Genomic DNA, 12,528 nt, shown 5'->3' with positions numbered 1-12,528 from the left:
CTTCGGGTGGGGTGGGGATGCTCGTCGCGGCGTCACGCTGCCGGAGGGCGTGGCCTGCTACGCGATCGCGGCGACCACCGCGAAGGCGTTGGCGGACCGGCTGCCCGGTGACGGGCTGGTCCCGGTGGACAGCGCGCTCGGGCGGCATGCCCTGCCGGAGCTGACGCTGCGGTTCCCGGAAGCGAACCAGCGCATCATTCTGGGCGCGAACCACCTGGATCTGCTCGACCACCCGGAGGCCTACGCTGCGCTTCGAGCGTGGCTCGCTTCCTGAGCGGATCCGCGCGCTACAGCGGCTGGACGTGCTCCGCGATGCGGCCCGAGGCCAGCAACTCACGCAGCTCATCGGCCATGCGGTCGCCCTCGGTCAGCACCTGTCTCCACGCGCGGATCCGATCATCGGCCTTCATCTCCGTGAAGTCCGAGCGGTCCGGGATGCGTCCACCGGGCAGCCGCGCCAGGTGCGCGGGTGACGGCGTGATGATCAGCGCGCGGCGGAAGTTGAGCGGCCCCGCGCGGCGCCACTTGAGTGACTTGTCGAACCAGCCGGGCACCACGTACGGATAGAAGTGCGGATAGAGCACCAGCCCGTCGCCCGTCCCGTAGTCGACGTCCAGGTGGTAGTCGACGACGCCGCCGTCCCGGTACGTACCCGCCGGCGCACCCGGGATGTCACGAACGCCCGCGAGCACCATCGGAATGGAGCCCGAAGCGATGAGCGCGGGGCGCAGGTTGTCGCGGGTGAGGGGACGGTGAACCGACGGCAGATCCTTGAGTCCGGCGAAGGGACTGGTGTCCCCGGCGGTGTGGAACACCACGCGCTCCATGTGGAGCCCCAGCGTCCGGCGGCTCACCGCGTTCGCGAGCGCGCCCAGCACGAAGCCCGCGAGCTGGACACGGGACTGCTCCACCGCCAGCAGGCCCTTGCACCGGGTCGTCACCACGTGCAGCCGTGCCCACGGGTGCGTGATGATCTCCTCCACGCCATCCGGGCCCAGAAGTGACTCCAACACCGTCGCGCTCACCTCGCTGACCAGCGCAGGCGGAGGCTTGGGCGGATAGCGCTGCTCCAGGTACGCGTCCGCGAAGCGCTTCAGCGCGGCCACCGGGCTCTTCTGCGCCAGGCACGCCAGCCGCCAGCTCCCGATGGAACTGCCGATGAGATGCAGCGGCCGGGTGCGCGGCTGCTGGAGGAACTCGCCAAACAGCACGCGGTCGATTCCCTCCAGCCCCAGCCACTTCGGGCCACCGGAAGCGCCCGGAAGGATGTCCACATCCTCCGCACGCAGTCCGCGCTCCCGGAGGATGCGCAGGGCGTCGGGGCCCGCAAGCAGGGTCAGGCTCTGGCTCATCGCGGGCGCGGACCCTAGCAGTCTGGCTTGGGCGGGTGCTCAGCGCTCGTCGTCCGACCGTTCCGAATCCAGCGGATGGAGTGTCACCACCTGGTGGCCGTCCTCCGGTTCGGTGCGCGCCTTCTCCAGTTCCTCTGGCGTCTGGGGCGCCCGTTCGGAGAACCCGTCGTTCTCCAGATGCCGCTGGCGCTGCTCACTGGTCTCGCCGTAGCCCTCCAGCTTCTTGCCCGCCATGGTCGTCTTCTCCCGCGAAAGGTGAACCTCAAGGCTTGGGACGACGCCCTGTGGGCGCAAGCGGTGGTCTGCCCGGACGGCCGCACGCTCCAGGAGCGGGGCTCCAGCGGGCGCTCACTCCTCCAGCGTTCCCACGGAAGGGGCCGCGCCGTCGCGCTCGCGCTGGGCCTCCAGGTAGGCGGAGAAGCCCGCCTTGGACTGGATGCGGAACACCGGGATCCGCGGCAGCACGTCGTCCGCGAAGGCGTATTGCTCGCAGACGAGGCTCGCGCGCAGGGCGCCTTCCGGGCCTCCGGTGAAGGGCTGGACCTCGTGCTGGAGGTTGCCCCGGAAGTGGACCAGCAGGCCCGGCCGGGGCCGCAGCTCGCCCTGGAGCTGGTTGTCGCGCAGCAGCCGCAGCGCGCCTCCCTGCACGCCTTTCGGAACCCGCAGGTACAGGACGCTCACGTGTTCGGGCGTCGCGTCCGGGACGCCGCTCGGTTCCTGCAAGGTCGCATCGATGTGCCGTCCCACCGGCGTGCCCGCGTCCAGCAGCAGCAGGTTCAGATAGAACGCGTTGGGACGCGGACGTGTGTCACGGCCGCCGAACCAGCGCTGCGTCCACGGCAACAACCCGCGCGCGCTGTCGTCGTCGAGGATGCGGCGCAGGTAGGCGGACAGGAACGGGAAGCGGGCCTCCAACGTTGCGCGGCCTTCTCGCGTGAAGATGAACGCGAAGCCCCGGCTCGCTCGGAACGTCCCCATCAACGGACTGCGCGCGACGAAGCGGGAGCCGAGCAGGGCATCCCCCAGGGACTCCAGCTCGGCGCGGGGCAGGGCGTCGCGGTGGGTGACGTACTCGGGCACGGACCGGACGCTAGCGCCTTCCCGGCGCGCACGAGAGGGGAACCGCCACCGCTCGCCTCCTTCCCGGCCGGGCCCTTGGCTACAGGGAGGCCTGCTTCGCGCTGGCCTTCGTCTTGCCCAGCATGTGCAGCAGCGCCTTCTCCGAGCAGTGCATGCCTTCGCCCGAGTTCGCCGCCAGCTCGTCCACGGATCGGAAGTAGCGGTCCACCACCTGGCCCCGCTCGAACAGGACGAGCACGGACGGATAGATGTACGACGCCTTCGCCACCGCGGGTGTGTTGCCCAACTGCTCGGAGGCCTCGCGCACCGCGGCCACCATGCTCTTCTTGAGCACGGTCTTCTTCACCGGGCCGCCGTCGCCGTCCTCCTTCACGCGCTCGCGGGCCCTCGCCAGCGCGCAGGCGCAGATGAGCGTGCCCGCCCAGGTGCGGAAGTCCTTGGCGCTGTAGCCGGGGCCCATCACCTGCTGGATGTACTCGTTGATGTGCCGGCGCCGCACGTCCACCACCGCGCCGTCGTCGAGCACGAACTTGAAGACGTCTCGCCCGGACACCTTCAACAACCGCCGCACGAGCGTCGCCACGCGCCGGTCCTTCAGCTCGCGGTGCTGCCGCACGCCGGACTTGCCCGGGTAGTCGAACACCACCGTGTCGCCATGCACCTTCACGTGCCGCGCCCGCAGCGTGGCCAGCCCGAAGCTGCCGTGCTCCTCCGCGTAGCGCTCGCTGCCCGGGCGGATGAAGCAGGTGCCCAGGATGCGCAGCATCCCCGCGAGCACCCGCTCCCGGCCCAGCCCCCGCTTGCGCAAGTCCTTGCTCACCTGGCGCCGCATCTTCGGCAGCGCCTGCGCGAAGCCCACGATGCGCTGGTACTTCGCATCCTGCTGCTTCTGCGTGTGCGCCTCGCTGTAGCGGTACTGCCAGCGGCCCGCCCCGTCCCTGCCCACCGCTTGAAGCCGCGCGGAGGCCTTGGGCGAGATGGCCACGTCCGTCCACGCGGGTGGCAGGCGCAGCGCGTCGATGCGCTCCCGCTCCGCTTGCGACACCGCGCGGCCCTTCGCGTCCACGTAGCGGAAGCCGCGCTTCATCGTCCCCAACCGCCGGTGGCCGTCCTGCCTCAGCCGCTCCAACTGGGTCATTCCCCGGCGGGGCGGGACGCGCTCGGATTCTGAGACGGTGGCTTGGGAGGGCATCGCCTCCCTGTAGTGCGCAGTCCACGCCGGGGCGGCAATCCGGTTGCCCCCTGTCGGCAGGGGGAGCAGGCGGCCAGAAAAGCCCCTGGCGGCATTTTCGGATATGGGTGCAGTCGTTTAGAGTTCGTTGCGACTCCCACCTCTCAATTTATTCCCGAGGCATGACGACCTTTCTCGACGCCCTCCTGGCGTTTCCGACCGCGATCTTCACCATCCTCCTCGGAGTGGTGCTGGCCTACTGGCTGTGCGTGATCATCGGCGCGGCGGGCATCGACATGCTGGATGGCGACTCGGCCCTGGAGGGCGGCGCCAAGGCGATGAGCGGCGCGTTCGAGGGCGGCGCCAAGGCCACCTCGGGGATCCTGGAAGGTGGCGCGAAGGCCCTCGGGGGCCATGACGTCGGCCACGCGGGGCACTCGCACCTGCACGACGCGGAGGCCGCCACCGGCCTGCTCGCGGCGCTGGGCTTCGGGGGCATCCCCGTCACCGTGTCGGTGAGCCTGGTGGTGTTCCTCTCCTGGTCGCTGTCGCTGCTCGGCGGACAGGCCACGCACTCGGCGCTCTCCATGTTGCCCTCGTGGCTCGTGAGCACGGGCCTGGGCCTCGCTTGCGCGACGGTGGGCACGGTGGTGGGCGGGCTCGCGGTGCGGCCCCTGCGCCCCATCTTCATCGCCAAGCGCGCCCCGGGCCGCGATGCGCTGATGGGCCGCGTGTGCACCATCTCCAGCGGCAGCGTGACGGCGAAGGACGGTCACGCCACTTTCGACGATGGGGCCGCGGGCCTCATCCTCAACGTCTTCTGTGACAAGCCCAATGAGCTCAAGCGCGGTCAGCCGGCGTTGATCCTCGGCTACGACGCGGAGCGGGGCGTGTACGAGGTGGAGCCGGTGGACTGGCTCCTCCCCCAGGAAATGGAGCAGCTGCGTGATCCGCTGAAGGCAGCGGCCGTCGCGCGAGCCCGCTCACATCGATGAACATTGGCGTCCTCCGGGCTCCTCCGGACGGGCGCGACAATCGGCACCGGGTGGCTTTCGCGGGGGACCCCGAGTGCTTGGAAAAAGGCCCGCCCAACGGACTTCACAGGATAGGCCATGGATCCCATCACCAGTGTGGCAATCGCCGGCGTCGCTATCATCATCTTCTTCGGCATCTTCGTCAGCGTGGCCAAGTTCTACCGGCAGGTGGATCAGGGCAAGGTGCTCATCGTCAACACGCTGAAGACGGAGCCCACGGTCACCTTCACCGGCTCCGTGGTGCTGCCCATCGTGCACCGCGCGGAGGTGATGGACATCTCGCTGAAGACGGTTGAAATCGACCGCCGCGGCAAGGAAGGCCTCATCTGCCAGGACAACATCCGCGCGGACATCAAGGTCACCTTCTTCGTGCGCGTGAACAAGACGCGTGAAGACGTGCTCAAGGTGGCCCAGTCCATCGGCTGCGCCCGCGCGTCGGATCAGGAGACGCTGGAGAACCTCTTCGAGGCCAAGTTCTCCGAGGCCCTCAAGACGGTGGGCAAGTCCTTCGACTTCGAGCAGCTCTACACCAAGCGCGACGAGATCAAGGACAAGGTGGTGGAGACCATCGGCCGCGACCTCAACGGCTACATGCTGGAGGACTGCGCCATCGACTTCCTCGAGCAGACCCCGGTGGAGATGCTCGACAAGGACAACATCCTGGACGCGCAGGGCATCCGGAAGATCACCCACCTCACCACCGAGCAGAACGTCTTCACCAACGAGCTGAAGCAGTCCGAGCGCATGGCGGTGACCAAGCGCAACGTGGAAGCCGACGAGGCCATCTTCGCCCTCGAGCGTCAGCGCGAGGAGGCGGCCGCCAAGCAGCGCCGCGAGATCGACATCATCCAGGCGCGTGAGACAGCCGAGGCCGACCGCGTGAAGAGCGAGGAGTTCGCCAAGGCGCAGCTGGCGCGCATCAAGGCGGAGGAAGAGATCGCCATCAACGAGGAGAACAAGCAGCGCCAGGTGCAGGTGGCCCAGAAGAACCGCGAGCGCGTGGTGGGCGTGGAGACCGAGCGCGTGGAGAAGGACCGCGCCCTGGAGGCCATCAACCGCGAGCGTGAGACGGAGCTGCAGCGCATCGCGAAGGAGAAGGCGCTGGAGTCGGAGAAGAAGGCCATCGCCGACGTCGTCCGCGCCCGCATCGCGGTGGAGAAGACCGTCGCCCAGGAAGAGGAGAACATCAAGGACCTGCGCGTGACGGCGGACGCCAGGCGCACCAAGGACGCGATCATCATCACCGCCCAGGCGCACGCGGAAGAGGCGTCCGTGAAGGACGTCACGGCCGCGGAAGCGAGCGCGAAGATCTCCGTGTTCCTCGCCAAGGAGAAGCTGACCCTGGCCGAGGCCGACCTGGAGGCCGCGGACAAGCAGGCCAAGGCGAAGATGCGGCTGGCCGAGGGCATCCAGGCCGAGTCCGCCGCGGCGGGCCTGGCCAGCGTGCGCGTGCGTGAAGCGGACGCGGTCGCCACGGAGAAGCTGGGCATGGCGCAGGTGCGCGTGAAGGAGGCCGAGGCCTCCGTCATCGAGAAGCAGGGCCAGGCGCAGGCGTCCGCGGTGCGCGAGAAGCTGCTCGCCGAGGCCGCTGGCGCGGAGCAGAAGGGCCTGGCCAACGCCCGCGTGCAGGAGGCCGAAGCCACCGCCATCCACAAGCGCGGCGAGGCGGAAGCGTTCGCCACGCGCGAGAAGCAGCTGGCCGAGGCCGCCGCCATCCAGGAGAAGCTGATGGCCGAGGCCCGGGGCCTGTCGGAGAAGGCCGCCGCGATGAAGGCCCTGGACGGCGTGGGCCGCGAGCACGAGGAGTACCGCCTGCGCCTCCAGAAGGAGCGCGACGTGGAGATGGCCGCCATCAACGTCCGCAAGGAGATTGCCCAGGCCCAGGCCACGGTCCTGGCCCAGGCCTTCACCAACGCGAAGTTCCAGATCGTCGGCGGCGACGGGAAGTTCTTCGAGAACTTCGTCAAGGCCGTGTCCTTCGGCAGCTCGGTGGACGGCGCGCTGGACCACGGCGAGTCGCTGAAGAAGGCGCTCGGCGGCTACCTCAACGGTGAGAAGGACCTGCCGGCGGACCTGAAGGAGATCCTCTCCAAGCCGGGCCTCAGCAACGACGCGCAGAACCTGGCCGTCGCGGCGCTGCTCAACCGGATGTCGGTGAGCCCCACGGAGTCCACCGCCGCCGGCATCAAGGCGCTGGTGCAGTCGGAAGCCGCGGCCCTCGCGCAGAAGCAGCAGGGCTGAAGCCTCCCGCCAATCGCAACTCCTTTCCGGTGAACATCCATGGCAACTGACAGCACCAAGACCCCGGGCACCCAGGTGCCTGGGGGCGAGGCGACGCTGGAGGGCGGCAGCTACGAGGTCATCCGTGCGCGCCTCCTCTCCCAGGCGGACGCGCTGGCGACCCAGGCGAACGACCTCAACGGGCGGCGCAAGGCGCTGTTCGGTGGCACGGAGCTCACCGTCATTGGCAACGAGCGGGTGCGCACGGAGAACAACTGCGTCCCCCGCGACATCGTCAGCGTCGGGAAGTACCTCCTCTTCGGCTACAACGTCTTCATCGGCCTGAAGAAGGAGACGAACGTCTCGGACGTCTTCTCGCTGCACCGCTTCGAGAAGACGGCCGAGGGCTTCGACTTGTCCGCCGTGCCTCCCACGGAGGCCGGCGGCTTCCTCGCGGACCCCCGGTTCGTGAAGGACTTCGGCGAGCTGTACAAGTACTACAAGGACGCGAAGCTGCTGCAGCTGCGGCGGCGGGACTCGCGCCTGCTCGCGGTGTTCCAGACGGGCCTGTCCGCGCGCGACCTCAAGGTCTTCCGCTTCAACGTGGACGTAGAGGGCCGCGCCACCTACGTGGACAACCAGGGTGAGCGCGACCACGTCTACCCGCCGTCGCACGACTTCGAGTGGACGGTGGCCACGCGCGAGCAGTACGTGCTGGGCCAGCACCCGCACGTCAACGTGTTGGATCAGGTCTTCGTGGAGACGGTGAAGGGCGACCTCACCGTGAAGGTGGAGGACAACACCACCACCGGCCTGGGCATCTACAGCGAGCCGGTGGAAGACCCGGACCAGTCGCTGGACGACGCGGAGTTCGCCTGGACGCAGGTGGGCGGGATCATCCTCCTGCGCATCCTGCCGTTCCGGGAGAAGGCGTACCGCTACCTCGTCTTCAACTCGCGCACCCAGCACGTGGTGCGCATCGACGCCATCGGTCAGTCCTGCGTGCGGCTGCCGGAGGACCAGGGCATCGTCTTCCCGGGCGGCTACTACCTCCAGACGGGCGACTACAAGGTCTTCGAGGGCGCGTCGGAGGGGATGGAGTTCCATCAGGCGGTGCGCTCGCCCAACGGGGAGGACGTGCTCTACGTCTTCCACCGCCGGGACGACGGCGCCTACGTGCTCTTCCCGTACAACCTGGTGCGCAAGGAGGTTCAGACGCCGCTGCAGGCGCACGGCATGAGCCTCTTCGCGGACGGCGGGCTGGTGGTGTTCCGCGCCACGTCGCAGGAGCCCACGCGCGTGCACCCCATGCAGGTGTGGCAGACGCCGTTCGTCTCCGACGAGCACGCGGCGAAGCTGCCCCCCGCGCCGGGCTACCTGGGCAAGGTGGGCAACGCGGAGCTGGTGCGCGGCATCAGCGACGCGCTGACGCTGCCGCGCGTGGCGAAGACGGACAAGCCCACGCGCCGCACCTACGAGGACCTGGTCGCCGCGGCCACTCGCGCCCTGGACGCCTACTACTGGTTGTCCCACGCGGAAGTGGGGCTCCAGGAGCCCATCGAGCTGCTGCGCCGCACCTCCGAGCTCATCATCGATGAGTTCGAGAAGGTCCTCGCGATGCGCAAGCGCGCGGAGGAGTCGCTCGCGCAGGCGCTGCAAACGCAGGAGACGCTCCTGCTCAACGCGCAGCCGGAGGGGCTCACGGACGCCGAGGGCTTCATGCGCGCGCTGGCGGACCTGCGCCGGCACCGCGGGCACCTGATTACGTTGAAGGACGTCCGCTACATGGACCTGGGGCGAGTGGACGCCCTGGAGCAGGCGGTGGTGGCCGCGTCCGACGCGGTGAGCACCGCGTGCGTGGACTTCCTCCAGAAGGGCGAAGCGCTCCAGCCCCTGGCCTCGCGGCTGGACGGGCTGCTGGAGCGGCTGGAGCCGCTGACGACGACGGCCGAACTGGCCCCGCTGGCCGAGGACGTGGATCGCACCGCCCAGGGCCTGGAGGTGCTGGGTGAAGTGGTGGGCGGGCTCCAGGTGGGCGACCCGCTGGCCCGGGCCCGGATTCTTGAAGGCATCTCCGAGCTGTTCAGCCGATTGAACCGCGTACGCGCGGGGCTCCAGGCGAAGCGCAAGGAGCTGTCCGGCAAGGAGAAGCGCGCGGAGTTCGGCGCGCAGTTCAAGCTGCTGGGCCAGAGCATCGAGAACGCGCTGTCGCAGGCGGACTCGCCGGAGAAGTGCGACGAGGCGCTCTCCAAGCTCACCGTGCTGCTGGAGGAGCTGGAAGGCCGCTTCGGCGAGTTCGACGAGTTCCTGGGGCAGATCACCCAGAAGCGCGAGGAGCTGCTGGAGGCCTTCGGCGCGCGCAAGCAGGCGCTGGTGGACGAGCGTCAGCGCCGGGCCTCGGGCCTCTTCGGCGCGGCGGAGCGCATCCTCCAGGGCGTGCAGCGCCGGGCGAAGTCCTTCAAGGCGGACGACGAGCTCAACGCCTACTTCGCGTCCGACGCGATGATCCTCAAGCTGCGGCAGCTGTCCGAACAGCTGCTGGCGCTCCAGGACAGCGTTCGCGCGGACGAAGTGCTGTCGCGGGTGAAGTCCGCGAAGCAGGAAGCCCTGCGCGCCCTGCGCGACAAGCAGGACCTGTTCGAGGGTGGCGAAGGCCTCATCAAGCTGGGGCCCTACCGCTTCCACGTCAACACGCAGCCGCTGGAGCTGACGCTCGTCCCTCGCGACGGCGCGCTGTACCTCCAGCTCACCGGCTCCGACTACACCCAGAAGGTGGAGGACCCGGAGCTGCTCAAGTACCGCGAGCTCTGGGATCAGCACCTGGTCTCCGAGACGCGCGAGGTGTACCGCGCGGAGTACCTGGCCGCGGGCCTGCTGATGGATGCGGAGGAGGGGAAGGGCGGCCTCACGCTCACTGCGCTGTACGAGGCCGGCGCGCAGGGGCAGCTGATGGAGCGCGTGCGCGCGTACGCGGCGGACCGCTTCGACGAGGGCTACGAGCGCGGCGTGCACGACGCGGACGCGACGGCGCTCCTGGAGAAGCTGCTCGCGCTGCACCAGGGCGCGGGCCTGCTGCGCTTCGCCCCGGTGCCTCGCGCCTGGGCCGCGCTGTACTGGGCATTCGACCCGGACGAGGCGCTCCGGGGTGTGTTCCACCGGCGCGCGCGCAGCCTCGCGCGGCTGCGGCAGGCGTTCGACATCGGCTCGGACCTGGTGGCGCTGGGTGACGAGCTGGGCGAGCGCGTGCTCGCGTTCCTCCAGGGCCACGGCCTCACGGCTTCGCCCGCGGAGGGCCGGCAGGCGGGCCGCTACCTCGTGGAGGAGCTGGCAGTGGACCGCCCTCGCTTCACCACCAGCCGCGAGGCCCTGGCGCTGAAGGACGCCTTCCTCTCGCACCTGGACCGCCACGGTTCGCGCACCGCGTTCGATGACGACCTGCGCGGCCTGGAGAAGAACCTGCCGGAGCGCCTGCGCATCGCCCGCGCCTGGGTGGACGCGTTCCTCGCGAAGCGCGAGGGCGGCCCGGGTGACGCGGCGCACGTCGCGCTGGAAGCGGCGGTGGTGCTGCTCACCGAGCGCAAGCTGGACCGCGAGACGGCCGGCGCCATTACCGCCACGGAGGCCACGGGCCTGCTGGGCAGCCACCCGCGCGTCCAGGACCGCAAGCTGTCCCTGCGCCTGGACGAGTTCCTGTCGCGGCTGGGCGAGTTCCGCCAGGTGCGCGTGCCCGCGTACGTGGCCTACCGCTCGTACCTGCGGGACCTGCTGGACCGCGAGCGGCGCAAGCTGCGGCTGGAGGAGCTGACGCCCAAGGTGCTCACGAGCTTCGTGCGCAACCGGCTCATCGACGAGGTGTACCTGCCGCTCATCGGCGCGAACCTGGCCAAGCAGCTGGGCGCGGCGGGCGAGGGCAAGCGCACGGACCGCATGGGCATGCTGCTGCTCATGTCTCCGCCGGGCTACGGCAAGACGACGCTGATGGAGTACGTGGCCAGCCGCCTGGGCCTCACCTTCGTGAAGGTGAACGGGCCGGCGCTGGGCCACTCCGTGAAGTCGTTGGATCCGTCGGAGGCGCCCAACGCCACCGCGCGGCAGGAGGTGGAGCGCATCAACCTGTCCTTCGAGATGGGCAACAACGTGATGCTCTACCTCGACGACATCCAGCACACGGACCCGGAGCTGCTCCAGAAGTTCATCTCCCTGTGCGACGGCCAGCGCCGCGTGGAGGGTGTCTGGAATGGCCAGACGCGCACGTATGATCTGCGCGGCAAGAAGTTCTGCGTGGTGATGGCGGGCAACCCGTACACGGAGACGGGCGAGCGCTTCCGCATCCCGGACATGCTCGCCAACCGCGCGGACACCTACAACCTGGGTGACATCCTGGATGGCAAGGAGGACCTGTTCGCGCTCAGCTACCTGGAGAACGCGCTCACCTCCAACCCGGTGCTCGCGCCGCTGGCCACGCGCGACCCGCAGGACGTGCACCGCCTCATCCGGATGGCCAAGGGCGAAGACGTCCCCTCCGGCGAGCTGAAGCACGGCTACGCGGCGGCGGAGCTGCAAGAGATTGTCGCCGTCTTCCAGCGGCTGTTCCGCGTGCAGCAGGTGCTGCTCAAGGTGAACCTCCAGTACATCGCGTCCGCCGCGCAGGACGAGCGCTTCCGCACGGAGCCGCCGTTCAAGTTGCAGGGCAGCTACCGCAACATGGGCAAGATGGCGGAGAAGGTCGTCTCCGCGATGACGGACGACGAGCTGGAGCGCCGCATCGACGACCACTACCAGGGCGAATCCCAGACGCTCACCACGGCGGCCGAGCAGAACCTGCTCAAGCTCCAGGAGATGCGCGGGCGCCTGACGCCGGAGAAGGCGAAGCGCTGGGAGGAGATCAAGCAGGGCTTCGCCCGCGTGAAGCGCATGGGGGGCAAGGAGGACGACCCCGTGGCGCGCGTCACCGGACAGCTGGGCGCCATCGAGGAACAGCTGGGCTCCGTGCGCGACGCGGTGGTGCAGGCCGCCGCGCAGGCGAACGCCCCCAGCGAGGACACGCCCGTGGCCCCGCACCTGGAGGCCCTGCGCGAGGCCGTGCTGGAGGTGGCCCGCGTCAGCCGCGAGGCCGCCCAGAAGCCGCCGGCCCCGGTGCAGGTGTCCCTCCCGGCGATGCCCGCCCCGGTGGCCCAGGCTCCGGCCACGGACCTGGCCCCGTACCTCAAGCACCTGGCGCACCTGCTCAAGGCCCTCACCGAGCGCGTGGCCGCCCAGGCGGAGGAGGCGCCCACGCTGCGCAACGCGCCCATGCCCCAGGCGCCCGCGCCGGACTTCGGCCCGTACATGGCGCAGCTCTCCAAGGCGATCACGGCCCTGGCGGACCGGCCGGTGTCGGTGTCCCTGCCTTCCCAGGCGGAGTCGCTCCAGCGCGCCGCGAACGGCCCGTCTCCGGCGGAGCTGAGCCGGCAGATTGAACTGGTGGAGGGGGCGCTGCTGCCCCTGGAGCGCGCCGCCCGCCGCAACGTGCAGGGCGAAGGCGAGCGCATCCAGGCGCTCCAGGTCTGGCAGGGGGTCACTGAAGCCCTGGAGCTGCTGCGCGGCATGCTGCGGCGCTAGGGATTGCGAAAAGGGCTTTCAACGTCTGGCATTGCGCACTAGGACGGGGGGCTGTCTGCCCCCAACCCTG

At 69.6% G+C, this 12,528-nt stretch carries 7 protein-coding genes and 1 pseudogene; 4 read left to right on the top strand and 4 right to left on the bottom strand.

The genetic code is table 11. From position 1 onward, the window contains the following. Positions 1-274, top strand: a pseudogene (locus tag D7Y21_RS04005) (alpha/beta hydrolase); the annotation flags it as partial. Between the two features lie 13 nt (positions 275-287). Here D7Y21_RS04005 and D7Y21_RS04000 read toward each other — a convergent pair. From D7Y21_RS04000 to D7Y21_RS03985, 4 genes are all read right to left on the bottom strand, one after another. Beyond that, complete coding sequence (locus D7Y21_RS04000; RefSeq protein WP_121711356.1) at positions 288-1,352, bottom strand: patatin-like phospholipase family protein; 1,065 nt, start codon at positions 1,350-1,352, stop codon at positions 288-290. A gap of 39 nt (positions 1,353-1,391) precedes the next feature. Next, positions 1,392-1,586: a hypothetical protein gene (locus D7Y21_RS03995; protein WP_120566114.1), complete on the bottom strand. Its 195-nt coding sequence runs from the start codon at positions 1,584-1,586 to the stop codon at positions 1,392-1,394. Positions 1,587-1,700: 114 nt separating this feature from the next. Then, on the bottom strand, positions 1,701-2,432 hold the full coding sequence (locus D7Y21_RS03990) for a 2OG-Fe(II) oxygenase (RefSeq protein ID WP_121711354.1): 732 nt from the start codon (positions 2,430-2,432) through the stop codon (positions 1,701-1,703). Between the two features lie 79 nt (positions 2,433-2,511). Next, complete coding sequence (locus D7Y21_RS03985) at positions 2,512-3,624, bottom strand: DNA topoisomerase IB (RefSeq protein WP_233611963.1); 1,113 nt, start codon at positions 3,622-3,624, stop codon at positions 2,512-2,514. 161 nt (positions 3,625-3,785) lie between these two features. Between D7Y21_RS03985 and D7Y21_RS03980 the strand changes: the two genes are divergently transcribed. The 3 genes from D7Y21_RS03980 to D7Y21_RS03970 all read left to right on the top strand — a co-directional run bounded on the left by D7Y21_RS03980 (position 3,786) and on the right by D7Y21_RS03970 (position 12,458). Further along, a complete protein-coding gene (locus D7Y21_RS03980) occupies positions 3,786-4,598 on the top strand; it encodes a hypothetical protein (RefSeq protein ID WP_120566111.1) in 813 nt (270 codons plus the stop codon). A 117-nt stretch (positions 4,599-4,715) separates the two neighbouring features. Then, entirely contained in the window at positions 4,716-6,878 is a 2,163-nt protein-coding gene (locus D7Y21_RS03975; protein WP_120566110.1) for a flotillin family protein, read from the top strand. A gap of 39 nt (positions 6,879-6,917) precedes the next feature. Next, positions 6,918-12,458 (top strand): DNA repair ATPase, encoded by a 5,541-nt coding sequence (locus D7Y21_RS03970; RefSeq protein WP_121711350.1) that lies wholly within the window; start codon positions 6,918-6,920, stop codon positions 12,456-12,458. Positions 12,459-12,528 lie beyond the last annotated feature (70 nt).

Origin of the sequence: Corallococcus sp. AB045 (genome assembly GCF_003668895.1) — a bacterium.
Taxonomy (GTDB): domain Bacteria; phylum Myxococcota; class Myxococcia; order Myxococcales; family Myxococcaceae; genus Corallococcus; species Corallococcus coralloides.
Note: the sequence above shows the minus strand (reverse complement) of the source record. Positions and strands in the feature narration are given on the sequence as shown.